This is a genomic window from Sphingomonas faeni (assembly GCF_040407565.1).
Classification (GTDB): Bacteria; Pseudomonadota; Alphaproteobacteria; order Sphingomonadales; family Sphingomonadaceae; genus Sphingomonas; species Sphingomonas faeni_F.
The window spans coordinates 372,608-397,420 of record NZ_JAPZPR010000001.1 but is presented as its reverse complement, the minus strand read 5'-3'; the positions used below and the strand labels follow the sequence as shown (position 1 = coordinate 397,420).

The 24,813-nt window shown below is 65.3% G+C and carries 25 protein-coding genes; 14 read left to right on the top strand and 11 right to left on the bottom strand.

Going from position 1 to position 24,813, the window contains the following annotated elements:
• A complete protein-coding gene (gene thrB / locus O6Y00_RS01625; RefSeq protein ID WP_353440910.1) occupies positions 1-951 on the top strand; it encodes a homoserine kinase in 951 nt (316 codons plus the stop codon).
• A complete protein-coding gene (rnhA, locus tag O6Y00_RS01620; RefSeq protein ID WP_353440909.1) occupies positions 948-1,415 on the top strand; it encodes a ribonuclease HI in 468 nt (155 codons plus the stop codon). Before thrB ends, rnhA begins: the two co-directional genes overlap by 4 nt.
• A 43-nt stretch (positions 1,416-1,458) precedes the next feature.
• Here rnhA and O6Y00_RS01615 read toward each other — a convergent pair whose 3' ends face one another.
• From O6Y00_RS01615 to O6Y00_RS01585, 7 genes are all read right to left on the bottom strand, one after another.
• Positions 1,459-1,650: a hypothetical protein gene (locus tag O6Y00_RS01615; RefSeq protein ID WP_353440908.1), complete on the bottom strand. Its 192-nt coding sequence runs from the start codon at positions 1,648-1,650 to the stop codon at positions 1,459-1,461.
• 42 nt (positions 1,651-1,692) lie between these two features.
• Complete coding sequence (locus tag O6Y00_RS01610; RefSeq protein WP_353440907.1) at positions 1,693-2,004, bottom strand: hypothetical protein; 312 nt, start codon at positions 2,002-2,004, stop codon at positions 1,693-1,695.
• Between the two features lie 87 nt (positions 2,005-2,091).
• Positions 2,092-2,493, bottom strand: a complete 402-nt coding sequence (locus tag O6Y00_RS01605) for a hypothetical protein (RefSeq protein ID WP_353440906.1) — start codon at positions 2,491-2,493, stop codon at positions 2,092-2,094.
• Complete coding sequence (locus O6Y00_RS01600) at positions 2,477-3,085, bottom strand: hypothetical protein (RefSeq protein ID WP_353440905.1); 609 nt, start codon at positions 3,083-3,085, stop codon at positions 2,477-2,479. Before O6Y00_RS01600 ends, O6Y00_RS01605 begins: the two co-directional genes overlap by 17 nt.
• Positions 3,086-3,458: 373 nt before the next feature.
• The gene (locus tag O6Y00_RS01595; protein ID WP_353440904.1) at positions 3,459-3,632 is read right to left on the bottom strand and encodes a YegP family protein; all 174 of its coding nucleotides are present in this window, start codon (positions 3,630-3,632) and stop codon (positions 3,459-3,461) included.
• A gap of 50 nt (positions 3,633-3,682) precedes the next feature.
• Complete coding sequence (locus O6Y00_RS01590) at positions 3,683-4,768, bottom strand: NAD(P)/FAD-dependent oxidoreductase (protein ID WP_353440903.1); 1,086 nt, start codon at positions 4,766-4,768, stop codon at positions 3,683-3,685.
• Entirely contained in the window at positions 4,765-5,805 is a 1,041-nt protein-coding gene (locus tag O6Y00_RS01585) for an alpha/beta hydrolase (protein WP_353440902.1), read from the bottom strand. Before O6Y00_RS01585 ends, O6Y00_RS01590 begins: the two co-directional genes overlap by 4 nt.
• A 19-nt stretch (positions 5,806-5,824) precedes the next feature.
• On the opposite strand from O6Y00_RS01585, the gene O6Y00_RS01580 reads away from it, so the two are divergent.
• Genes O6Y00_RS01580 through O6Y00_RS01545 form a run of 8 tightly spaced genes read left to right on the top strand, consistent with a single transcriptional unit; the run spans position 5,825 to position 13,435 of the window.
• Positions 5,825-6,298 carry an A24 family peptidase gene (locus O6Y00_RS01580; RefSeq protein WP_353440901.1) on the top strand — a complete coding sequence of 158 codons (474 nt, stop codon included), beginning with the start codon at positions 5,825-5,827 and terminating at the stop codon, positions 6,296-6,298.
• 49 nt (positions 6,299-6,347) lie between these two features.
• Positions 6,348-7,382, top strand: a complete 1,035-nt coding sequence (gene cpaB / locus O6Y00_RS01575; protein ID WP_353440900.1) for a Flp pilus assembly protein CpaB — start codon at positions 6,348-6,350, stop codon at positions 7,380-7,382.
• Between the two features lies 1 nt (position 7,383).
• On the top strand, positions 7,384-8,982 hold the full coding sequence (locus O6Y00_RS01570; protein ID WP_353440899.1) for a type II and III secretion system protein family protein: 1,599 nt from the start codon (positions 7,384-7,386) through the stop codon (positions 8,980-8,982).
• 34 nt (positions 8,983-9,016) lie between these two features.
• On the top strand, positions 9,017-9,655 hold the full coding sequence (locus O6Y00_RS01565) for a CpaD family pilus assembly protein (protein WP_353440898.1): 639 nt from the start codon (positions 9,017-9,019) through the stop codon (positions 9,653-9,655).
• Entirely contained in the window at positions 9,655-10,944 is a 1,290-nt protein-coding gene (locus O6Y00_RS01560; RefSeq protein ID WP_353440897.1) for an AAA family ATPase, read from the top strand. Before O6Y00_RS01565 ends, O6Y00_RS01560 begins: the two co-directional genes overlap by 1 nt.
• Before the next feature lie 53 nt (positions 10,945-10,997).
• The gene (locus O6Y00_RS01555) at positions 10,998-11,969 is read left to right on the top strand and encodes a type II secretion system F family protein (RefSeq protein WP_353441386.1); all 972 of its coding nucleotides are present in this window, start codon (positions 10,998-11,000) and stop codon (positions 11,967-11,969) included.
• Positions 11,970-11,981: 12 nt separating this feature from the next.
• Complete coding sequence (locus O6Y00_RS01550) at positions 11,982-12,974, top strand: type II secretion system F family protein (protein ID WP_353440896.1); 993 nt, start codon at positions 11,982-11,984, stop codon at positions 12,972-12,974.
• 53 nt (positions 12,975-13,027) lie between these two features.
• Positions 13,028-13,435, top strand: coding sequence for a hypothetical protein (locus O6Y00_RS01545; RefSeq protein ID WP_353440895.1), 408 nt, complete (start codon positions 13,028-13,030; stop codon positions 13,433-13,435).
• Positions 13,436-13,699: 264 nt separating this feature from the next.
• On the opposite strand, the gene ppdK is transcribed toward O6Y00_RS01545, so the two are convergent.
• From ppdK to O6Y00_RS01530, 3 genes are all read right to left on the bottom strand, one after another.
• On the bottom strand, positions 13,700-16,363 hold the full coding sequence (gene ppdK, locus O6Y00_RS01540) for a pyruvate, phosphate dikinase (RefSeq protein ID WP_353440894.1): 2,664 nt from the start codon (positions 16,361-16,363) through the stop codon (positions 13,700-13,702).
• A gap of 91 nt (positions 16,364-16,454) precedes the next feature.
• Positions 16,455-18,929, bottom strand: a complete 2,475-nt coding sequence (gene glyS, locus O6Y00_RS01535) for a glycine--tRNA ligase subunit beta (RefSeq protein WP_353440893.1) — start codon at positions 18,927-18,929, stop codon at positions 16,455-16,457.
• Positions 18,930-19,047: 118 nt separating this feature from the next.
• Complete coding sequence (locus O6Y00_RS01530) at positions 19,048-19,887, bottom strand: glycine--tRNA ligase subunit alpha (protein WP_056047263.1); 840 nt, start codon at positions 19,885-19,887, stop codon at positions 19,048-19,050.
• Positions 19,888-20,087: 200 nt separating this feature from the next.
• Here O6Y00_RS01530 and O6Y00_RS01525 point away from each other — a divergent pair, with 200 nt between their 5' ends.
• From O6Y00_RS01525 to O6Y00_RS01510, 4 genes are all read left to right on the top strand, one after another.
• Positions 20,088-20,954 carry a TraB/GumN family protein gene (locus tag O6Y00_RS01525; protein ID WP_435368582.1) on the top strand — a complete coding sequence of 289 codons (867 nt, stop codon included), beginning with the start codon at positions 20,088-20,090 and terminating at the stop codon, positions 20,952-20,954.
• 270 nt (positions 20,955-21,224) lie between these two features.
• The gene (locus O6Y00_RS01520) at positions 21,225-21,923 is read left to right on the top strand and encodes a 50S ribosomal protein L25/general stress protein Ctc (RefSeq protein ID WP_353440891.1); all 699 of its coding nucleotides are present in this window, start codon (positions 21,225-21,227) and stop codon (positions 21,921-21,923) included.
• A gap of 189 nt (positions 21,924-22,112) precedes the next feature.
• The gene (pth, locus tag O6Y00_RS01515) at positions 22,113-22,682 is read left to right on the top strand and encodes an aminoacyl-tRNA hydrolase (protein WP_120301056.1); all 570 of its coding nucleotides are present in this window, start codon (positions 22,113-22,115) and stop codon (positions 22,680-22,682) included.
• Positions 22,679-23,284, top strand: a complete 606-nt coding sequence (locus O6Y00_RS01510) for a TIGR02466 family protein (protein WP_353440890.1) — start codon at positions 22,679-22,681, stop codon at positions 23,282-23,284. Before pth ends, O6Y00_RS01510 begins: the two co-directional genes overlap by 4 nt.
• A gap of 306 nt (positions 23,285-23,590) precedes the next feature.
• Here the strand turns inward: O6Y00_RS01510 and O6Y00_RS01505 are convergent, their stop codons facing one another.
• Positions 23,591-24,655 carry an NAD(P)-dependent alcohol dehydrogenase gene (locus O6Y00_RS01505; RefSeq protein ID WP_353440889.1) on the bottom strand — a complete coding sequence of 355 codons (1,065 nt, stop codon included), beginning with the start codon at positions 24,653-24,655 and terminating at the stop codon, positions 23,591-23,593.
• Positions 24,656-24,813 lie beyond the last annotated feature (158 nt).

Sequence of the window (24,813 nt, the reverse complement as noted above, 5' to 3'; positions counted from 1 at the left end):
ATGGCGGTGTATACGCAGGTTTCGGCGGAAGCGCTGGGCGACTTCCTCGCGCGCTTCGATCACGGCAGCCTGCTCTCGGCCAAGGGCATCGCCGAAGGGGTGCAGAACAGCAACTACCTTGTCGACACCACCGCCGACCGCTTCATCCTGACGCTGTACGAGGAGCGCACGTCGACCGACGACCTGCCGTTCTTCCTCGCGATGCTCGATCATCTCGCCGACGACGGCAACCCGGTGCCGCGCGCGCTGCCCGATCGCGACGGTGCGGCGATCCAGCAGCTCGCCGGACGGTCGGCGTGCCTGATCGAGTTCCTCACCGGCGTCTCGGTCTCGCATCCGACGCCCGCGCAAGCCCGTGCGGCGGGTGCGGCGTTGGGACAGTTGCACGAGAGTCTCGCCGGGTTCACGCAGACCCGTGCGAACCCGCTCGGCGCGGATACGTGGCGGCCGTTCCTCGAACGCTGCGGTCGCGACATCGATACGATATCGCCGGGCCTGTTCGACCGGACCGAGGCGGCGCTGACCGCTGTGCTGGCGGAATGGCCGCGCGACCTGCCGATGGCGGCGATTCATTCGGACTTGTTCCCCGACAACGTGCTGATGCTCGGCGACCGCGTGACCGGTGTGATCGACTTCTATTTCGCCTGCACCGATATCCGCGCCTACGACCTGGCGGTGATGCACACGTCGTGGGCGTTCGACGGCGATGGCACGACCTACGATCCGGCGATCGGGAAGGCGCTGATCGACGGCTATGCGAGCCGCTTCCCGCTATCCGAGGCGGAACGTGCAGCGCTGCCGATCCTCGCGCGTGGCGCGTGCCTGCGGTTCCTGCTGACGCGTGCGTGGGACTGGCTCAACACGCCCGCCGATGCGCTGGTGACGCGCAAGGATCCGCTCGCCTATTGGCGGCGGCTCGAGACCTATCTCAAGGACGATCTGTTCGCATGACCGACGACGCCGAAGCTCCCACCATGACCAAGGTCGAAATCTTTACCGACGGCGCGTGCAAGGGCAATCCCGGTCCGGGCGGCTGGGGCGCGGTGATCCGGATGGGCGCGCACGAAAAGGAACTGTCGGGCGGCGAAACCCCGACGACCAACAACCGCATGGAGATGACCGCAGCGATCGAGGCGCTCAACGCGCTGACCCGGCCGTGCGCGGTGACGCTGTATACCGACAGCAAGTACGTGATGGACGGTCTTACCAAATGGGTGAAGGGCTGGCAGCGCAACGGCTGGAAGACCGCCGACAAGAAGCCGGTCAAGAACGCCGAACTCTGGCACGCGCTGCTTGCCGCGGTCGGTCGCCACCAGATCGTCTGGCAATGGGTCAAGGGCCATGCCGGCCATCCGGAAAACGAACGCGCCGACAAGCTCGCAAGCGACGCCGCGGTCGCAGCCGGGCGGCGCTGATTTCACGATGACCGGGGAGCGGCGCCCCGCCCCCCGGCGTCGATCACTTGGCAGGCATCGCCTTCATGCCTGGCATCTTCGCCATCCTGGCGTCGTCGCAGCAGTCCTTCTTGCCGTCCTTGCAGCAATCAGCACCGTCCTTGCAGCACGCCATCGTGGCACAGCAGGGTGCAGCGGCGAGCGCAGCGGTCGACACGGTAAGCGCCAGGGCGGCGGCGATCAGCTTGAGAGTCATGGTCTGGATCTTTCTGGAAATGTGATGCGGTAAACGTCTGCGTCACATCTCTCGCGGCGGCGGCGGCGATGGGCCCGACGCGAAGCCGGTCAGCGTCAGCGGCGCAAGCGGCCAGGCCGACATCGTCGGCACATGGCCCCCGCCGCACTGGTCCAGCGCGGCTGTTTCCACTGCGATGCAATTGACGCCGCACATGCTGGCAGCGACTTTTCTGGCCGAACCGGGCTCGACCGGCGCCGCCGCGTGGTCGCAGTCGGCCATCGTCGACGCGGCAGGAGCGGCCGCGCTGGCAACCGATTCGCAGAGCGGACCGACGCGCATGAACAGCAAGACTGCAAAGATCGCGACGAGCATGGTGCGCAGTGTACGCGCAAGGGACCTGCGAAAACCTGTCATAGTAACAACGACCTAGGCCTCATTGGCGCCGTCGCCAAGCGCCGATTACGCGCCGACCACGTCGCCGAACTGCGTGTCGGGATGGACCGAATCGCGCCATGACTGATCGCGGTTCAGCGTCACGTTGATGATGACGACCCCGGCGTGCGACGGCCTTGGTGGGCGCGGCAGGCGGATGACGCGACGGCTCGAGCGATAGGCGGCAAGCGTCGTGTCCTTCGCGCGGCGGGCGGCGTCGCTCGCATGCCAGCCGACCACCGCCACCGCGACATGCGCCGCGTCGGTCAGCGCGGTCGCCGACTTCTGCCCCCGCTCGCGCATCCGCGCCCAGGATTGCTGCAGCCAGGACGGTTGGTCGAACGCCGACACGTCAGCCGAGCGCCACGCCACGCGAAACCCTTCGGGCACGCTGGTCCAGCTATCGGCTGCTTCAGAGCCGGCCGCCAACCGCGCGGAGCGGATCAGGTCGTGCCGGCAACGCTGGCACCGGCTGAACAGAAATCCCTGATTTTCCAGGACGAGCGGCGCGGCGACGTGCCCCGAGGCGTGACAGAGCAGGTTCATGATGTCCCTCCTTGATAATCGACGTGTTGAGATGCAGCGCGGCAAGCACGATCAGGTCGCCCGGCCCCTGTTCGAGGACCTGATCGAGGTTCCACACTTCGAAATGCCGGCCCATGCCGACCAGCAACGCGCGTTGGCGGACCCCGCGCCGCGCCCGCATCCACGATGCGATCCGCAGCTTCCCCTTGCCGTCCATCTGCGCCGGCGCGACGAACCCGAGCCGACGCCGCAACAGCGTATCGCGCGCCCCCCGCTCCCAGTCGGCACCAACCGCGCGTTCCGCGAGCGTAGCATGCTCCTCGGCAACGCTGTGGCGATCGTAGACGAGCATGCACGGATCCTCCGCGTGCAGCCCGATGAACAGTTCGTCGCGCGCGGATCGCGCTTGGATCGCAACACAGAAATGATCGGGGAGTGCCAACTCGCCGCGCGCGCTGATCGTAGAAACCGCGCTGCCTACAAACAGGTTTTCCATAGGGCTCCACCATCATCCACACCGTGGTAGCGAGCAGTATCGGCGCCGCATTCGCTTATGGAATACGGGCTCAAGTGCTTGCCTACATGGAGTTTTATGGCGCGTTAACCAGATCTAAAAACTAACATTTCTCTATTTCTGCCGATGCAGTCAAATTCGTTGAATTCTTGCCGCGATCTCGGCAGAATTATTCAATGAAACGGCAGAATCGGACGCCAGATTGGCATACGAAACCTTGTCCATATCCAAAATGGACGATTGCGCGGGAGCGCGGCAACAGCGGTGTCGGCACGATGCACCTGCTCTGTTCGCCGACAAGGGCGCAACGACTCGGGTCTGGCGGTCGCGACGCTGATCGACCCGGTCGGTATCGTCAGGCGTCTTCGATCGATGCGGTCGGGCCGTTCTTGATGATCGACTCGATCGCGTTCTTCGCGCCTGCCCTGCTCGAATAGCCTTCGGTCCAGAACATCACTTCGCTATTGTACTTGAACTTGGCGACATACTCGCCGGCCTTGTTCCGCTCGATCACGAACTTGTGCGCCATCCCGGATACTCCTCGTCGAAAACCCTCATCGAAAGCGGTTCGAGGCTAGCTCAAAATCGGCGAGGCGAATAGCGGCCGGGATCGATCGCCGCGACCGCCGGATCTGGCGCGGTCCCGAGGAGTTCGCCGGCCGCGAGCAAGGCGGCGGCGGGTGCGGTCTGGATGCCGAAACCGCCCTGCCCCGCGCACCAGAAGAATGCCGGCACACGGGGATCGAAGCCGTAGATCGGCAGGCGATCGGGCGCGAACGTACGCAGCCCCGCCCAACGCCGTTCGACCGCGTCGACGCGCCAGTCGACAACGCGCTCGAACCTGTCGATCGCCAGCGCCACGTCGATCTCCTCGGGCGCGGCGTCGCACGGCGCGGTCGGGATCTCGTCATGCGGCGTCAGCCAGATACGGCCACCGGGTTCGGGTTTGAAATAGAAGCGACCCGCGACATCGGCGACATGCGGCAGGTCCGAGGGTGCGCCGGGATCGGTCCGCACCTGCGCCATCGTCCGGCGATACGCCTGCAACCCGAGCGGACGCACCCCCGCTCGGGCGGCGACGACATCGCTCCAGGCACCGGCCGCATTCACGAGCAGACGAGCCCGGTATCCGCCGGCGGCGGTGTCGATGGTCCAACGGCCGTCGGCGTGCGTGGCCGCGATCAACGCAGCGCCGGTGATGAAGTCGGCGCCGGCATTTCGAGCCATGGCGATGCTCCAGGCGTGGAGGGCCGCAACGTCGATATAGGCGCTGCTGGGCTCGTGCACGGCGAGGGTCCAATCCGCGCGCAGGCCCGGCACGAACGCGGCGGGATCGACGCGGTGAAGCATGACGTCGCTCCCGGCGAACGTAGCAAGCAATGCCTCGATCGCGGCTTCGTCCTCGGCCCGTCCGATGTGCAGCGAACCAAGCGGCGACAGATGGCCGCCGGCATGGAGAAACGGGCCCGACGCGGTGGTGAGCGGCTGGATATCCGGACCGCCATAGGTTTCCGACCAGAAGGCTGCCGAGCGCCCGGTGGCATGATACCCAAACGCATCCTCGGCTTCGAGCACGACGACCCGGGCATGCGGCGCAACTACTGCGGCCAGGCTGGCACCCGCCATGCCGGCGCCGACTATCGCGACATCGTATGTGGTCGTCATCGTCGCGTCGGCAGGCACGCCGCAAGGAAGGATGCGATCGCCGACATGGCACGCCCCCGGACGCCGTCGGCCTCGCGCAGGATCTCGTGCGCGGATTCGCGGCCGAATCGCATCACCTGCACGTTCGGCAACCGCGCGGCGAGGCGGAGCGCGGCACGCGAATCGACGAGCTTATCGGTCTCGGCGATCAACATGAGGATCGGCGTGTCGATCGATTCGACGGCCGGATCGATCGCCAGCGCGGCGGCACCGGCAAAACCCTGGGCAAGCCACGACCAGCTCGGCGGTCCGAGGCGAAGTTCCGGATTTCGCGCCTGCCACCAGCGCTCGTCGCGATAGCGATCGACGTCATGCGTCAGCAGCGCCTGTCGCGAGGCGACCGATCCGGGGCGCTCGTTGGTCCGCCATGCCGCGCGGGCAGGGTCGCCGTGGCGCGCCATCCATGCCGCGATCCGGCCGCTAAAGGCTGAACCCAGCGGGGATTTAAGGCCGATCATCGGCGCGACGAGAATCGCCGCATCTGGGCGGATCGTCCGATTCGCCAGCGCGCGCATCACCATCATGCCGCCCATCGAATGGCCCATGATGACGCTGGGACCAACCGCACCGACATCTTCGGCCTGCCACGCCGACCAGAACGCGGCGAGGTCGGAATCGAACACGCCGAAGTCGCTGGCATGGCCGACATTGGGATTGCTCGAAAGCCGGCCCGAGCCGCCCTGGCCACGCCAGTCGAAGGCCGTCACCGACCACCCCATCGTGCGCAATTCCGCCAATGTTTCCAGATATTTCTCGAAGATATCGCCGCGACCGGTCTGGAACAGCAGGCGTCCGCGTGGCGCCTCAGCCGGCCAGTCGAAGCGGCGCAGCTTCCAGCCATCGGGTGCCGTCCAATAGCCGATACGCGCATCGGCCGGGATCGTCCGGCGAAACGCGGCGGGGCCGACCGGGTGCCCTGCCTCGGATGGCGCGCCGGGGGCATCGGAAGGCGATGCAGGAATACGCTTACCGGGGACGGTTACTTTTTCGAAAGCCATCTCGGTTAGGACCTAGCCGATGGGGTGGAACATTGCTCTTCCAATTTTGATTCTTTCGCTCGGAGGCCTGCTGGTCTCCGCGGGCATCGAAGATGCACGAACGCGTGAGATCGCCAATTGGAAGACGGCGACCGTCGCGTTGCTGGCGCCGCTGTGGTGGTATGCGAGCGGGCTGGCGATCTGGCCCGACATGGCGTTGCAGATCGGCGGTGCGCTTGCGGTGTTCGCGGTGTTCCTGGTCGCCTTCCACATAGGCGCGATGGGCGGCGGCGACGTGAAGCTGATCGTCGCGCTCGCCTTGTGGCTGCCGTTCCCGGCGTTCCTGTCGATGCTGATGGTAATGTCGATCGCTGGCGGACTCGTCACGATCGTCATGATGATCGAGCGCGCCTACAAGAAGAGCTCCGGCCAGATCGAGGTTCCCTACGGCGTCGCAATAGCAATCGCCGGACTTCTCGCTCTGCGCGAACCACTCCTTAATCAGTTTCAGTGATGATTAATGCCGGAACACACTCCCGGCGCCTGAAAGGCACGATGTAGTCATGGATAGTCGCAAGATCGTATTGCTGGTTGGTGCGCTGATAGTTGCAGCCATCACGGCATTCTTTGCCAGAACCTTGATCGCCGGGAGTTCGGCGCCGCAAGCCGGTGCCGTCGCCATGGCCGCGCCGGTCGTCGACGGTCCCGAAGTGCTGGTGGCCACGCGCTCGCTGCCGGTCGGCACGATCCTCGATGCCACCGCGCTGAAGTTCCAGCCCTGGCCGAAGGAACTGGTCGACAACGCCTATTACCTCCGGGACAAGACCAACCTCCAGTCGCTGCAGGGCACGGTGGTGCGCAGCATCATCACCGCCGGACAGCCGGTGACGCAGGGGTCGCTGGTGAAACCCGGCGATCGTGGGTTCCTGGCGGCGGCACTCGGGCCAGGCATGCGCGCCGTGACCGTGCCGGTGTCGGCGCAGGCGGCGGTCGCGGGCTTCGTGTTCCCGGGCGATCGGATCGACCTCGTTCTCACACAGACCGTGGCGGGGGGCGGCGACGGCCAGCCGCTCAAGGTGTCCGAGACGATCATGCGCAACATTCGCGTGCTCGCCACCGACCAGCGCACCGACAATCTCGTCGGCGAAGACGGCAAGACGCAGGTCCGCACCTTCTCGAACGTGACGATCGAGGCGACGCCGAAAATGGCGGAGCAGGTCGCCGTCGCGCAGACGCTCGGGTCGCTATCGCTGTCGCTGCGCTCGATCGCCGACAATTCAGCCGAGCTCGAGGAAGCGATCGCGTCGGGCGCGGTGAAGGTGCCCGACGGCAACGATCCGAAGGCGGAGAAGGCGATGATGGTGCGGCTCGCGAGCCAGCCGTCCGCCGGTGCGTCGAGCTACCAGACCGGTGCCGACGTCTCGCGCTACCAGCGCAGCACGGTGCCCGGCAAGACCGTCGAAGGCGGCGGCCAGGCGATGCAGGGCGTGCCGGTTGCACCGGCCGCAGGGGGTGGTGCCGTCGCGGTGCAGGGCCCGGTCGTGCGGGTTGCACGCGGCAATTCATTGACCGTCGTTCCGGTCGGGGGGAAGAATTAAGATGCGTATCTCCACCACGCTTCTCGGCATGCCCCTGGGCTGGCCGATCGCGGTCGCCCTGGTCGCCGCGAGCGCCGCCCCGTCCGTTCCCGCCCTTGCGCAGCGCGCCCGGTCCGCCAGCCGCAGCGTCGCGGTGCCGTCGGGGTCGCCGGTGGTGCAGATCAATACCGGTCGCGGCCGGCTGGTGACGCTAGCCCGGCCGATGACCGACCTGTTCGTGGCGGACGACTCGATCGCCGACGTCCAGGTCCGCTCGCCGACCCAGCTCTACGTGTTCGGCAAGAAGACCGGCGAGACGACCATCTCGGCAACCACGAAGGGCGGCGGCGTCGTCTATGCGGCCACCGTCCGCGTCGGCAACAATTTCGACTCGGTCCAGCAGATGCTGGCGCTCGCGATGCCGGAAGCTCAGGTCGTCGCGACGCCGATGAACGGCCTGATCCTGCTCACCGGCACGGTTGCCGCGCCGGAGGACGCCGCCGAGGCGGAACGTCTGGTGCAGGGCTATGTCGGCGAGTCGACCAAGGTCCTGTCGCGTCTCAAGACCGCGACGCCACTGCAGGTGAACCTGCAGGTCCGCGTCGCCGAGGTGAGCCGCACGTTCATCAAGAACATCGGCGTCAACCTGCTGACCCGCGACCGGGGTGGCTCGGGCTTCCAGTTCGGCAGCACCTCGGGCACACCCGGCACGATCACCTACGACCCGACGACCGGCGTGAAGACGTCGACCTATGCCGCCGGGGCGCAACGCACGACGCTCGGGATCGCCGGCCGGCTGCTGGGGACGGACCTGCTTGCCGCGATCGACCTCGGCGAGACGACCGGCCAGGTCACGACGCTGGCCAATCCGAACCTGACCGCGCTTTCGGGCGAGACGGGTACGTTCCTGGCGGGCGGCGAGGTTCCGATCCCGCTGGCGCAGGCGCTCGGCACGATCTCGGTCGAATACAAGCAGTACGGCGTCAGCCTGGCCTACACGCCGACGGTGCTGTCGGACGGGCGGATCTCGCTTCGCGTGCGGCCCGAAGTCTCGCAGCTCGACTATTCGAATGCGATCACGATGAACAACACGCGCGTTCCCGGCCTGACCACCCGGCGAACCGAAACGACCGTCGAGCTCGGCTCCGGCCAGAGCATGATGATCAGCGGCCTGCTGTCGAACAACCACAACAATTCCTACGACAAGACGCCCGGCCTTGCGAACCTGCCGATCATCGGCGCGCTGTTCCGCTCCAACGCGTTCCAGCGCAACGAGACCGAACTGGTGATCGTCATCACGCCGTATCTCGTGAAGCCGGTCAACAATGCGAGCGACATCGCACTGCCGACCGATGGGGTGCGTGCGCCGTCCGATCTCGACCGGGTGCTGCTGGGTACGCTGAACGCGGGCAACGGCGGACCGCGGCCGGTGCCGACCGTCGCGCCACCGACCTATGCCCAGCCCTCGATCGGCGCCGCGGCGCCGGTCCTGACGGTGCCGCGCAGCGATGCGCGCCGCAACGAGGACGACGCACGACCCGCCGCGCCCGACAAGGGCAAGAACAGCGACGGAAAGAAGGGCAAGAAGCCCGCCGTGCCCGCCCCCGGCTTTTCGAACTGAACACGTCATGCGCCTCACGCATCAAGGATTTCCGATGATCAACAAATCGATCCTAGCGTCCCTCGTCCCCGCGTTGCTGCTCGGCGGCTGCGTCGGGACCGAGAATCGCGGTCTCGAATCGGTCCACCAGCCGGTCGTGAGCCGTGCCGACTATGCGCTGGACCTCGGTGTGACGGGCGGCGCGTTGGCGCGTGGCGAGCAGCAGCGGCTGGCCGAATGGATGACGACGATGCGGCTGGGGTACGGCGACCGTGTCGCGATCGACGATCCTGCAGCGGAAGGGCCGCGCGCACGCGCCGACGTCTCCGCCGTCGTCGCACGGTATGGCTTGTTGCTGGCCACCGACGCCCCGGTCACGCCCGCGCCGATCACGCCGGGATCGATCCGCGTGGTCGTCAGCCGGATGCGCGCGGACGTGCCACGCTGCCCCGACTGGTCACGCGACGGCAGCAACGAATTCGAATCGAACACCTCGTCCAATTATGGCTGCGCGACCAACCGCAACCTGGCAGCGATGATCGCCAATCCGGCCGATCTGGTACGCGGTGCGCCGGGTACCGAGACCAGCGACACCGCGCTCTCGTACAAGGCGATCGACGCCTATCGCAAAAAACCGCCGGGCGGCGGCGGTGGCGGCGCCGTTGCGGCCCCGAGCGCCTCGGGAGGGAAGTGATGAACGCACCCTGGAAACCAGCCGGCATCGCCCACCGCGAACCGTTCACCGCCTATGTCTGCGACGAAACGACCGCCGAAGCACTCCGCCCGATCGCGAGCGAACTCGGCTGGTCGGTCGAAAAGATCCACAAGGGCGGCCTGCGCAACGCGATCCAGTCGCTGTCGGTGTCGGCCAGCCCGCAGATCCTGTTCGTCGATCTCGCCGAATCGGGCGATCCGCTCAATGACATCAACGCGCTCGCCGAAGTGTGCGAGCCCGGCACCGTGGTGATCGCCGCGGGGCAGGTGAACGACGTCCGGCTGTACCGCGACCTGGTCGCCAGCGGGATCCAGGATTACCTGCTCAAGCCGCTTCATCCCGACATGCTGCGCGAGGCGTTCGTGCATGCGCAGACGATCCTGAACGCGCCAAAGCACGTCGAAATCTCGCCCGACCGTCCGCATTGCTCGGTCGCGGTGATCGGCACCCGGGGCGGCGTCGGCGCATCGACGATGGCGACCTCGCTCGCGTGGCTGCTGGCCGACAAGGAGAAGCGATCGACCGCCTTGCTCGACCTCGACGTGCATTTCGGTACCGGTGCGCTCAGCCTCGATCTGGAACCGGGCCGCGGCCTGACCGACGCGATCGAGAATCCCAGCCGCATCGACGGACTGTTCATCGAACGCGCGATGGTGAAGGCGTCGGAAAAGCTGTCCGTGCTGTCGGCCGAGGCGCCGATCAACGCGCCGCTGATCACCGACGGCTCTGCCTTCTACCAGCTGCAGGAGGAGATGCGATCGGCGTTCGAATGCACCGTCATCGATCTACCGCGGGCGATGCTGATCCAGCATCCGCACCTGATCAGCGACGTCCGGCTGGTGGTGATCGTCACCGATCTGACGCTGGCGGCTGCACGCGATACGATCCGCATCCTGTCATGGCTTAAGACGAACGCGCCGCAGATCCAGGTCTATGTCCTCGCCAATCGCATCCATGCGGGCGGCCAGCTCGAGATAAACCGCAAGGATTTCGAGGGTTCGATCGAGCGCAGGATCGATTATCTGGTGCCGTTCGATCAGAAGCTGGCGGCACAGGCGGCCAAGCTTGGCAAGCCGATCGTCGAGGCGGGCAAGAATTCGAAGACGATCGCGCCGATCGTCGCGCTGGCGACGCAGCTTGCCTGCGCGGTGGCGGAAAGCGGCCCCGATGGCGTGAAGGCGATCAAGGGCCGATCGCTGATGGGCAAGTTCGGCGAGTTGAAGGGGTTGATCCCGAAGCGCGCGCCCAAGCCGGTGCAAACGAAATGACCAGTTGTGCCCCGGCCCTGCCGGTCGCCGCGATCGAAAGGCGGTAAGCCGTGATGGAGATCTTGCCGCTGCTGCTCGTGATGACCGGTGCCTGCGTCGTGCTGGGCATGCTGGTGTTCGCGTTTGCCGTACCGTCCGGCGGGCGCGTCAAATCGCGCCGGATCGCATCCCTCCGCGAACGCCACGGCGATGCGATGGTCGTCGCCGAAGCGCAGTTGCGCCGCATCTCGAACACGCGCGATACCAAAATGGACGTCGCGTTCGGTCGCATCCTGCCCAACCCGGCGTTGCTCGCCAAACGGCTGGCGATGACCGGCAAGACGTGGACGGTCGGCCAATACGGCATGGCGACGGCGGGCCTGACGCTGGTGGTCGCGCTGCTGATGTTGCTGAAGGGCATGCCGATCGCGCTCGCAGTGCTGTTCGGTCTGTTCGTCGGAATCGGCCTGCCGCACCTCGTGGTCGGCAAGACCATCCAGCGACGGATCGGCAAGTTCACCGCCAAATTTCCCGACGCGATCGACCTGCTGGTGCGCGGGCTCCGGTCCGGCTTGCCGATCAGCGAGACGATCGGCGTCGTCGGCCAGGAGGTGGACGGTCCGGTCGGCGAGGAATTTCGTTCGGTCAGCGACAAGATGAAGATCGGCCGGACGATGGACGCCGCGCTGCAGGAGACCGCGGACCGGCTCGGCACGCCGGAATTCCAGTTCTTCGTCATCACCATCGCGATCCAGCGCGAGACCGGCGGCAACCTGGCCGAGACGCTGGCGAACCTCGCGCACGTGCTGCGGATGCGCGGCCAGATGAAGCTGAAGATCAAGGCGATGTCGTCGGAGTCGAAGGCGTCCGCGTACATCATCGGTGCGCTGCCGTTCATCGTGTTCGGGCTGATCTGGTTCATCAACGGCAAGTACATGCAGAATTTCTTCATCGACGAACGCCTGATGGTGATCGGCATGGGCGGCATGGTGTGGATGGCGATCGGCGCCTTCATCATGGCCAAGATGATCAATTTCGAGATCTGAGGGACATTTGCGATGGGCGAGACCGCCGGACCTACCCTGCTCGGATTCGACGTACTCTGGGTCGCGACCATTCTCTCGGGCATCGCTGCGTTCGCGGTGATGATCGCGATCTACGCGGTGACGACCGTCCACGATCCGATGGCCAAGCGCGTCAAGGCGCTCAACGACCGTCGCGAACAACTCAAGGCGGGCATCACCGCCTCCACCAAGCGTCGCGCGAAGCTCGTCCAGCGCAATGACACCGCCGACAGGATGCGCGGCATCCTGTCGACGCTGAAGGTGCTGCAGGATAGCCAGGTCAAGGCGGTCCAGGTGAAATTGATGCAGGCCGGCATCCGCTCGAAGGAGTGGGCGCCAGCGGTGATCTTCGGCCGGCTCGTGCTGCCGATCATACTCGGCAGCGCGATGCTCTACTGGGTCTACGGCACCGATGGCTTCGCGACGTGGTCGCCGTTGAAGAAATACGGGCTCGTCGCGATGACCTTCATCCTGAGCTACAAGGCGCCGGATTTGTATCTCGATAACAAGATCACCAAGCGGTCGGATGCGATCCGCAAGGGCCTTCCCGACGCGCTCGACCTGCTCGTGATCTGCGCCGAGGCCGGGCTGACCGTCGACGCCGCGTTCCACCGCGTCGCGCGCGAGTTGAGCCGCGCCTATCCCGAGCTGGGCGAGGAGTTCACGCTGACCGCGATCGAACTGGGCTTCCTGACCGACCGCCGCAGCGCGTTTGAGAATTTCGCGTTGCGCGTGAAGCTGGACGCAGTGAAGGGCGTCGTGACGACGATGATCCAGACCGAGAAATACGGCACGCCGCTCGCCTCTGCCCTGCGCGTGCTGTCGGGCGAATTCCGCAACGAACGGATGATGCGCGCCGAGGAAAAAGCCGCAAGACTGCCGGCGATCATGACCGTGCCGCTGATCCTCTTCATCCTGCCGGTGCTGTTCGTCGTCATTCTCGGCCCTGCCGCCTGCTCAATCTCCGACGCGCTGCTGAAGGGCTGAGGCAACCGCTGGGCGAACCAATCGTTGTGCCCCCGTAACAGGAGGGTTTTTCGATGCCGTTGTTTTCCACACCTACGCAGTTCGCGGCGCTTGCGCTGGTTTTCGTTGCCGGCTGGCTGTTCGGATTGGCAAGCCATCCGGGCGGGAAGAAGTGGAAGGCGCGGTATCTCGCCGAGCGGGACGCGCATGCTGCGGTGAAGAAGGATGGCGATATTCGGGCGGCGGCCGCGGAGAAGCGGGCGGTCGAGGCCGAGCGGGAAAATGCCCGGTTGGTGAAGGAGGTCGAGGCGGCGCGGGTTGCGGCGCCGGTGGTCCAGCAGCGCGTGGTCGACGATCGCCCAGTAGCGGTTCCGGTTGCGTATCAGAGTGCGGCTTCGGCGGCGCGGCCGGCTTATGCCCGGCCGGCGTATAATGCCGATGGGACCAAGCGGGGTTGGTTCGATTTCGATCAGCGTCGGTGAGGTTTGGGGGCTGGGCTAGGTCGGCCCCTGCCCCTTGTTCTCCCGCGAAGGTGGGAGCCCAGTCCGGGTCCCCGCCTTCGCGGGGAGACATTGTTGGTTTACGATAACCCAACCAGTTAGCCACCACCCCGGCGGAGGCCGGGGCCCAGTTGGGAATGCCGAGTAACTGGGGACGGTCCTTCGTTACATCGGACGTTCCAACTGGGCCCCGGCCTTCGCCGGGGTGGCAGCCCCTATCGGGGTGGTGCTACTTTTGAGCGAGCGTTACTTCTTCGATAGTGCCGCTTGTGCCGCCGCCAGGCGGGCGATTGGAACGCGGTAAGGGCTGGCCGAGACGTAATCCAACCCGACCTTTTCGCAGAACGCGATGCTCGCCGGATCGCCACCGTGCTCGCCGCAGATGCCGAGCTTGATGCCCGCCCGCGTCTTGCGGCCGCGTTCGGCGGCGATCTCGATCAGTTCGCCGACGCCTTCGACGTCGATGCTGACGAACGGGTCCTTCGCGTAGATGCCCTGCTCGACATACGCGCCGAGGAAGCGCGAGGCGTCGTCTCGGCTGACACCCAAGGTGGTCTGAGTCAGGTCGTTGGTGCCGAACGAGAAGAACTCGCCGACTTCCGCGATCTCACCGGCGCGAAGTGCGGCGCGGGGGAGTTCGATCATCGTGCCGACGAGATACTCGATCGTACGGCCCTTTTCGGCGAACACGGCCTGCGCTGCCTTGTCGACGACCGCCTTCATCAGCTCCAGCTCGCGGCGGGTGGCGACGAGCGGGATCATGACTTCGGGGATCGGGGCCGCGCCGGACTTCTCGGCGACGTCGACCGCCGCCTCGAAGATCGCGCGGGCCTGCATCTCGTAGATCTCGGGATAGGTCACGCCGAGTCGGCAGCCGCGATGGCCGAGCATCGGGTTGAACTCGTGCAACTCCGCCGCGCGGCGCTTGAGCGTGTCGACGTCGACGCCCGCTGCGGTCGCGACTTCGGCGAATTCGGATTCCTCGTGCGGCAGGAATTCGTGGAGCGGCGGATCGAGCAGGCGGATCGTCACCGGCAGGCCCGCCATGACCTCGAGGATTTCGGTGAAATCCTTGCGCTGTTCGGGGAGCAGCTTCTCCAGTGCGACGCGGCGGCCCTTCTCGTCGCTCGCCAGAATCATCTGGCGGACGTTGGTGATGCGGCTGCTCTCGAAGAACATGTGCTCGGTGCGGCAGAGACCGACACCCTCGGCGCCGAACTCGCGCGCGACGCGGCAATCTTCCGGCGTCTCGGCGTTGGCGCGGACTTTCAGGCGGCGGACCTCGTCGGCCCATACCATCAGCGTGGCGAAATCGCCCGACAGCTCGGGCTGCACGGTTGCGACCGCGCCGATCATCACTTCGCCGGTGGTGCCGTCGATGGTGAGCAGGTCGCCCTCCTTCACCTCGCGGCCGCCGCAGCGCATAATCTTCGCCTTGGCGTCGATGGAGAGCGTGCCGGCGCCGGAAACGCAGGGGCGGCCCATACCGCGGGCCACCACTGCCGCGTGGCTCGTCATCCCGCCGCGCGCGGTCAGGATGCCCTTGGCGGCGTGCATGCCGTGGATGTCGTCGGGCGAGGTCTCGGTCCGGACGAGGATCACGGCGACGCCATCCGCCGCTTTCTTCTCGGCGGCATCGGCGTCGAACACGACCGCACCCGAGGCTGCGCCCGGCGATGCGGGGAGGCCCTTGGTCAGCACGTCGCGGTGCGCCTTGGGGTCGAGCGTCGGGTGGAGGAGCTGATCGAGCGCCATCGGCTCGATGCGCAGGATCGCTTCCTCGCGGGTGATCAGACCCTCGTTCGCCATGTCGACGGCGATCTTGAGCGCGGCCTTGGCAGTACGCTTGCCGGCGCGGGTCTGGAGCATCCAGAGCTTGGTCTTCTCGACCGTGAACTCGATGTCCTGCATGTCGCGATAGTGGTTTTCGAGCGTGTCGAACACGTCGGCGAGCTGGTGGTAGACCTCGGGCATCGCCTCTTCCATCGAGGCGGGCTTGGCGCCGGCGTCTTCACGCGCGGTCTTGGTCAGATACTGCGGGGTGCGGATGCCGGCGACGACGTCCTCGCCCTGCGCGTTGATCAGGAACTCGCCGTAATAGGCGCGGTCGCCCTTCGACGGGTCGCGCGTGAACGCGACGCCGGTCGCCGAGGTGTCGCCCATGTTGCCGAACACCATCGCCTGGATGTTGACCGCGGTGCCCCAGCCGCCGGGGATGTCGTTGAGGCGGCGATAGACTTTCGCACGCTCCGACTGCCACGAACCGAACACCGCGCCGACCGCGCCCCAGAGCTGGTCGTGGACGTCCTGCGGGAAGGGCTTGCCCCAGAGCTTCTCGACGAGGCCCTTATACTCCGCGACGAGTTTCCGGAGATCGTCGGCGGAGAGTTCGGTGTCGAGCGTGAAGCCCTGGTCTTCCTTGGCGATCTCCAGCGCTTCCTCGAACGCGCCGTGATCGAGTTCGAGCACCACGTCGGCGTACATCTGGATGAAACGGCGATAGCTGTCCCACGCGAACCGCGCGTCCTCGGACTTGGCGGAGAGGCCTTCGACGGTCTGGTCGTTGAGGCCGAGGTTGAGGACGGTGTCCATCATCCCCGGCATCGACGCGCGGGCGCCCGAGCGGACCGAGACGAGCAGCGGGTCGGCGGGGTCGCCGAACTTTTTGCCGGTGACGCCCTCGATGTGCGCGAGGCCGGTGGCGACCTCGTCGCGCAGGCCTTGCGGGAACTGGCCGCCCTCGTCGTAATAGACCGCGCAGAAATCGGTCGAGATCGTGAAGCCCGGCGGGACCGGCAGGCCGATCGACGCCATCTCGGCGAGGTTCGCGCCCTTGCCGCCGAGCAGGTTCTTGTCGCCCTTGCCGCCATCCGAAACACCGCCGCCGAAGCGATACACATATTGGGTCATGGTCGGTCCTCTAAGTGCCTGTTTTTATACGTTGGGCGGGAGCGAAGTTCACAAAGTTCACACGCTGGCGCGATGTGTGTACTTCCTCCAGTCAGCCCTCGATCTTCGAAAAATCTGCGACATTGTGCACTGCGGCACGGACTCGCTCAAGTAGCGCGAGACGGGCGGAGCGCTTGGTGGGATCGGAATCATTGACGATAACGCTATCAAAGAACGCGTCGATCGGCGCGCGGAGGCTTGCAAGGGCAGCCATCGCGGCGGCGAAGTCTTCGCGCGCGATCGCGGCGGTGGCGCGGGGTTCGGCGGAGTCGAGCGCGGTCATCAGCGCGGTCTCTGCCGGTTCGGGCGTGTAGGACAGCATCTTCTCCCTCTCCCCTGCGGGGAGAGGGTCGGGGTGAGGGGCAGTACCGGGCGCTGCACTGCTTGGCAGCCCCTCACCCCTACCCTCTCCGCGCCCATCTCTTTGGGGGGGAGAGGGAGCATAAGGCGCTTCCTTCTTCAGGATATTGGCGGCGCGCTTGTAGCCGGCGAGCAGGTTCGCACCGTCCTCGGTGGTCACGAACGCCTGGAGCGCGTGGACGCGCGCGAGCAGCCGGACGAGATCGTCCTCGCCACCGAGCGCGAACACCGCGTCGATCAGGTCGTGACGGACGCCGGCTTCGCGTTGCTGGACTTTGAGGCGGTCGGCGAAGAATGCAGCGGTTGCCGTAGGTAACTCGTCGTTACCTTTTAGACTATCCAAAGCCTTACCCAGGTCGACAAAGCGCCGAGATCTTTTTGGTTTTGGAGCCAACTCTCGTAACGGACCACGCATCAACTCAAACTTATTTTTAACAGCAAAGCGCGATATCTTCGCAAGCTGCTTTAGAAAATCTATCTGCGACTCAAGTTCATCACCGTATCTCTCGGTTTCTTTAACCGTTTGCTCCAACATATTAATTTGGGAAACGATGACCGGGAGTTTTACCGGAAGTCTAATCGCATTTTTGTTAATTAGACTAATAACAGACAGCGCGGCACGCCGAAGAGCAAAAGGATCCTTTGACCCTGTAGGAAATTCCTTAATTACAAAGAAGGAAACAAGCGTATCCAGCTTGTCCGCTAAGCTTACGGCCACCGTTACCGGGTCGGTGGGGACGTCGTCGCCTTGGCCTACCGGCTTGTAGTGGTCGCGGATGGCGGTGGCGACGGACGGGTGCTCGCCCTGCGCGGCGGCGTAGTAGCCGCCCATCAGGCCTTGGAGCTCGGGGAACTCGCCGACCATGCCGGTGACGAGGTCTGCCTTTGCGAGGCGGGCTGCGCGTTCTGCTAGGTCGGCCAATTCACTGCTCCCCTCCCGCTTGCGGGAGGGGTCGGGGGAGGGGTTGGCCTCAAGCGCGGCGGTGGTGGTTGTGTCAGGCCCTCCCCCGACCCCTCCCGCGAGCGGGAGGGGAGCAGGGGCAGAAGTGACGATGCCCTCTTCTACCAGCCAGCGGGCGAGCTTCGCGACGCGGTCGACCTTGTCGGCTACGGTGCCGAGCTTTTCGTGGAAGACGATCTTCGATAGCTTCTCCGCCTGCTCTTCGAGCGGGACCTTGAGATCGGTGTCGTAGAAGAATTTCGCGTCCGACAATCGCGCGGCGAGGACCTTGCGATTGCCCTCGACGATCTTCGCGCCGCAGTCGTGCGCGGCGATGTTAGCGGTACAGACGAACGCGTTCGCCAATTTTCCTTCCGCGCCGCGGCAGACGAAATATTTCTGGTTCACGCGGGCAGTCAGCTGGATGACCTCGGGCGGGACGTCGAGAAATGCGGGGTCGAACTGGCCTAACAGCGGAATCGGCCATTCCGTCAGGCCTGCGTTCTCCGCGACGAGGCCCTCGTCCTCGATCAGTTCGAGGCCGGCTTGGGCGGCGGCTTCGCGCGCTTGGTCGCGGATCAGCGTGGCGCGTTCGTCGTGGTCGACGATGACGTGGCAGGCGCGCAGTTTCTCGACATAGTCGTGCGCGCCGCCGATCGTGATCTGGTACGGGTGGTGGAAGCGGTGGCCGAGCGTGGCGGCACCGCTGGCGATGCCGGCGATCTCGAACGGCACGATCTCTTCGCCGAGCAGCGCGACGATGCCTTGCAGCGGGCGGACCCAGCGGAGCGACTCGGTGCTGGCGGAGGCGTCGCCCCAGCGCATCGACTTCGGCCACGGGAACGCGCGGACGATCGCGGGGATCGCCTCGGCGAGCACGGCGGCGGTGGCGCGGCCGGGCTTCTCGGTGACCGCGAACAGCGTGCCGTTGCGGTCTATGAGCTGCTCGCGGGTTAGGCCGGTCTTGCGGAGGAACCCTTCGAGTGCCTGGGGGGGGGCGGAGGTCTTGGGGCCCTTGGTTTCCTCGGAGACGGCGGCGGTCTCAAGCGGCAGGTCGCGCGCGATCAGCGTCAGGCGGCGCGGGGTCGCGTAGGTGACGATGGCGCCGGTGGCGATCCCGGCCTTGGCGAGCTCGGCGGTGAACAGCTTCGACAAATCTTCGCGCGCACGCGCTTGCATGCGTGCCGGGATTTCTTCGGAGCGGAGTTCTAGGAGGAAATCAGTCACGCGGAACGCTCCATCTTCGCGCCATCGCGCCTTTGCGTGAACAAGATTTTCTCACGCGAAGGCGCAAAGGCGCGAAGAGATAAGAAGGATTGATTTAGGCCTGCGGCGCGGGGGCGCGTCATGCCGCCCATCCGTGCTTGTCCATCCAGGCGGCGCAGGCGCCTTTGGCCAAGTCTCGGACACGGCCCATATAAGCTTGGCGTTCGGCTACCGAGATTACGCCGCGGGCCTGGAGCAGGTTGAAGATGTGGCTGGCTTTGATCGCTTGCTCGTAGGCTGGGATCGGGAGCTTGGCGGACAGCGAGTTCTCGCATTCCGCTACGTGCTTGCGGAACTGGTCGAACAGGGAGTCCGTGTCGGCGATCTCGAAGTTCCACTTCGACATCTCCTGCTCATTCTCCAGGAACACGTCGCCGTAGGTCACGCCGGCATCGTTGAACGCGAGGTCGTACACCGAGTCCTTGTCCTGGATGTACATTGCCAGGCGCTCCAACCCGTAGGTGAGTTCGCCGGCGACGGGCTTCATGTCGAAGCCGCCCATCTGCTGGAAATAGGTGAACTGAGTCACCTCCATGCCGTCGCACCAGACCTCCCAGCCGAGACCCCAGGCACCGAGCGTCGGGCTTTCCCAGTCGTCCTCGACGAAGCGGATGTCGTGCTTCAGCATGTCGATGCCGATCGCCGCGAGGCTGCCGAGGTAGAGTTCCTGGAGGTTCGCGGGACTCGGTTTCAGGATGACCTGATACTGGTAGTAATGCTGGAGCCGGTTGGGGTTCTCGCCATAGCGGCCGTCGGTGGGGCGGCGACAGGGCTGCACGAACGCGGCGTTCCACGGTTTCGGCCCGAGCGCGCGGAGCGTGGTGGCGGTGTGGAAGGTGCCCGCGCCCATTTCCATGTCGTAGGGCTGCAGGATCAGGCATCCGTGTTCGCTCCAGTAATCGTGGAGCGTGAGGATCATGCGCTGGAAGCTAAGAGGCTTTAACGTTGGCTGGATCTGGGGCTGGGTCACGCGCGGGCTTTGGCGGATGGGGGTGCGGGAGGCAAGTGGTGCGTTGCGGCCGGGCGTCCTACATGGGCTGCACCAACGATAAGGATGCCATCACCTTGAAGCTGTTTTCGAAGATCGTTTCGTTCCGATCCGCGCTCTCTGCCATCGCCATGGCGTTCGCCCTGCCCGCCTGTGCGCAGGTCGCGCCGAAGCCTGTGCAAGCCGCGAACGATGCCGATCCGGCGCTCTGGGTGGTGAAGGACAAGGACACGACGATCTACCTGTTCGGGACGATCCATGTGCTGAAGCCGGGCATGACGTGGTTCGACGAGGCGGTAAAGACCGCGTTCGATCGCTCGCAACAGGTGGTGCTGGAGCTGGTGATGCCGGATCCCGCGAAGATGCAGTCGCTGGTGATGGCGACGGGGGTGTCGAAGGACGGCCCGACGCTGACCGAGCAGCTGCCGGCGGACAAGCGTGCGGCGTATGCGAAGGCGGTGACCGACCTGGGCTTGCCGGCGAATGCGTTCGATCGGTTCAAGCCTTGGCTGGCGGCGACCAACCTGTCGATCGCTCCGCTGTCGAAGCTTGGGTACGACTCGGCTAACGGGCCGGAGCAGGTGATCACGGCGGCGGCGAAGGCTGCGGGGAAGCCCGTGATCGGGCTGGAAACGGCGGAGCAGCAGCTCGGGTATTTCGGAGGGCTGTCGCAGAAGGCGCAGATCCAGTTTCTGGGGAGCACGATCGACGAGCTACCTAAGCTGGAGAGCACGATGGCGACTATGGTGGACGAGTGGGCGAAGGGGGATCCTGAAGCCCTCGCCAAGGAGATGAACGATAGTTTGAAGGACTCGCCCGAGGTCGCGAAGGTGTTGCTTGTGGATCGTAACGCGCGGTGGGCGGAGTGGGTCGCCAACCGGATGAAGTCGCCGGGGACGGTGTTCATCGCGGTCGGTGCCGGGCACCTCGCGGGCAAGGATAGCGTCCAGGCGCAACTGGCGAAGCTTGGCGTGAAGGCTGAGCGGGTCAGGTATTGATGCCCGAGTCCCTCTCCCCTCGGGGAGAGGGAGGGAGGAGCCCTTGCGACGGAAGGGTGAGGGGGAGTTGGGATAAAACGTCCCGAGCCTCACCACCCCTCACCCTCCCACCCGCAAGCGCACGCGGGCCCCTCCCTCTCCCCGGAGGGGCGAGGATTCGGGTTTAGTTGATTCTAACGCCGCTTTCCGCTATGCGCCCGCGCTTCCGGTCCATGGTCATCCCTGGAGGCGTGGGCGGGAAGGACAACAAACGAGTTTCGGAGAATACAGATGAGCGACCAGTTGACGCTCGCAGCCGAGACGCGTGACCGGGTTGGCAAGGGAGCCTCCCGGGCGCTGCGTCGTGATGGCCGCGTGCCTGCCGTGATCTACGGCCTGAACCAGGAACCAACCTCGGTTCACCTCGAGGAAAAGGCGCTGATGAAGGCGCTGATGACCGGCCACTTCATGAATTCCGTCGTGATGGTCAACGGCGTGCGCACGCTGCCGAAGGACGTGTCGTTCCACCCGGTTTCGGATCGTCCGATCCATGTCGATTTCCTGCGCATCGGCGAGCATTCGACCGTCACCGTCGCGGTGCCGATCGCGTTCACCGACGAGGACGACGCACCAGGCATCAAGAAGGGCAAGGGCGTCCTCAACATCACGCGCCACGAGATCGAGCTGGTCGTCGACGCTTCGGACATCCCGAGCGAGATCACGATTTCGCTCGCCGGTCTGGAGATCGGTGATTCGATCCACATCAGCGACGTGAAGCTGCCCAAGGGCGCGACGCCCGCGATCGACGACCGCGACTTCGCGATCGCCACGATCGTGCCGCCGACCGTGCCGACCGTCGAGGACGAGATCCTCGAGGCCGAGGTTGCCGAAGCTCAGGCAGCCGAGGCTGCTGCCGAGGAAGAACCGGTCGTCGAGCCTAACGACGATGACAACGATGACGACAAGATCACGCCGCAGAAGAAGGACTAACCTCCTTCGTCTTCGGATGATCTGGCGGGCGGGAAAGCTAGGGCTTTCCCGCCCGTTTCGTTTTATCTGCTGTTCCCTCGCGAACGCGGGGGTCCAGGATCAAGCAGCGGTGTCGCCCGTTACCCTGGGCTCCTGCGTTCGCAGGAGAACACGGTTAATTGGCCGACGCGGTCTTTTGGAGAATCACACGTGCAGATCTGGGCGGGACTCGGCAATCCGGGGGCGCAATATGCGATGCACCGGCACAATGTCGGGTTCATGGTCGCCGACGCGATCGCCGAGGTGCACGGCTTCGGCGCGGTCAAGAAGCAGTTCCAGGGCTGGACCCAGGAGGGGCGGATCGGCTCGACCAGGATCCTGCTGCTCAAGCCTGCGACCTTCATGAACGAGAGCGGCCGCGCGATCGGCGAGGCGCTGCGGTTCTACAAGCTCGGCGTCGAGGCGCTGACGGTGTTCCACGACGAACTCGACATCGCGCCGTTCCGCGTGAAGGTGAAGACCGGCGGCGGGACCGCGGGGCATAATGGCTTGCGCTCGACCGACCAGCATCTGGGACCGGAGTTTCGCCGCGTGCGGCTGGGGATCGGGCATCCGGGGCACAAGGATCGCGTGACTGGATACGTGCTGGGCAATTATGCGAAGGCCGAGATCGAGCCGCTCTCCGACATGCTCGGCGCGGTCGCGGCGGAGGCCAAGTGGCTGGCGGAAGGCGACGACGTCCGCTTCATGAACGATGTCGCGTTGAGGATGCAGCCATGACTACCCGCTCTTTGTTTGCCACGCGGTTCTACGAGGCCGATCTCGGCGACGACGATCTGGTCGAGGAACTCGAGGACGCCGCGCTCGAACTGGCGAAGGCGGATCGCGCCGGGGTCGCGTGGTCGAAGGCGCATGGGTATCGCGGGTATACGTCGTATGCGTCGCTGAACGACCTGCCGCTGCGCGATCCGCGGTTCGGGGATCTGGTGCGGGTGCTGAACAAGCATGTCGCGCATTTCGCGAAGGACTGTGCGTTCGATCTGGGCGGGCGGAAGTTGAAGCTCGATAGCCTTTGGGTGAACGTCCTGAAGCCTGGGGGCGCGCATTCTGGGCATATCCATCCGCATAGCGTCGTGTCGGGGACCATGTACGTGGCGATTCCGGAGGGGGCTGGGGCGTTGAAGCTGGAGGATCCGCGGTTGCCGATGATGATGGCGGCGCCGACCCGGCTGGAGGATGCGGCGGAGTATCTGCGGACGTTCGTTTATGCCGAGCCTAAACCGGGGAGTGTTTTTCTCTGGGAGAGCTGGTTGCGGCATGAGGTCGTGCCGAATGCTGCCAAGGGCGAGCGGATCAGTATTAGTTTCAATTATCGGTGGTGATGGGGGCGGCTGAGACAGCTCGGCATGCAAAATACCACCCCGGCGCAGGCCGGCGCCCAATTGGGAAACGTAGCTAACGAAGGGCCGCCCTTCATCAGATTGGCCTTCCCACTTGGGCCCCGGCCTTCGCCGGGGTGGTAGTGTTCGTGGAAGCGTTCGGCACCTTCTTACCCCCTCCCCTTAAGGGGAGGGTTGGGGTGGGGCTTGGCCGCAAATGCATGTACTCGTGGCACTGCCCCACCCCGACCCTCCCCTGAAGGGGAGGGAGTTTGGGGCGGCACTCGTTGAGACCCGCCCCCTGCTAGATCAGGCCGTCTTCATCGAGGCCATGTCGATGACAAAGCGGTACTTCACGTCGCTCTTCACCATGCGCTGATACGAGGGCTCGATCTCGTCCATGCGGATCATCTCGATGTCCGACACGAGGCCATGCTCGTTGCAGAAATCGAGCATCTCCTGCGTCTCGGCGATGCCGCCGATCAGCGAGCCGGCGATCGCGCGGCGCTTGAAGATGAGGTTGCCGACCGAGGGCGACGGATGCGCGTGCTCGGGGACGCCGACCAAGGTCATCGTGCCGTCGCGCTTGAGCAAAGCGGTGAACGTGTCGAGGTTGTGGCTGGCCGCGACGGTGTTCAGGATGAAGTCGAAGCTGTTGGCGTGCTCGGCCATCGCGGCTTCGTCCTTCGACACGATCAGGTCCTTCGCGCCGAGACGCTTGGCGTCGTCGCGCTTGTTCGGCGAGGTCGAGAAGACATAGACCTCAGCACCCATCGCGTTGGCGATCTTGACGCCCATGTGGCCGGGCCCGCCGAGACCGACGATGCCGACCTTCTGGCCGGGGCCGACCTTCCAGTGCTTGAGCGGCGAATAGGTGGTGATGCCGGCGCAGAGCAGCGGCGCGACCGCGGCGAGGTCGGCTTCGGGATGCGAAACCTTCAGCACGAAGCCTTCGTCGACGACGATCTTGTCCGAATAGCCGCCGAAGGTGTGGCCGCCGAGCACGGGATCGGGGCCGTTATACGTGCCGACGAAGCCGGTGGTCTCGCAATATTGCTCCTCGCCGTCCTTGCACGACGGGCACTCGCCGCAGCTGTCGACCATGCAGCCGACGCCGACGACGTCGCCGACCTTGAACTTGGTGACGTCGCTGCCGACCGCGGTGACGTGGCCGACGATCTCGTGGCCGGGGACGCAGGGGTAGAGCGTGCCTTCCCACTCGCCCTTGGCGGTGTGAAGGTCGGAATGGCAGACGCCGCAGAACGCGATGTCGATCGCGACGTCGGTCTTGCCGGGTTCGCGGCGCTCGAAGCTGAACGGTGCGAGCGGGGTTTCGGGGGATTGCGCGGCGTAGCCGTTGGCGGTCGTGGTCATGGAATTCCTGGAATATCTGGAGAGACAGCTATCATAACCGTCGGGCTCCCAGTTCTCTACCGAGCGGTATGATTATTTTGCTGCACTGCGGCAATCGAGTGGGTCGATTAGGCCAGCTCTTACTAATCCTCCCCCGCCAGGGGGAGGTGGCGCGAAGC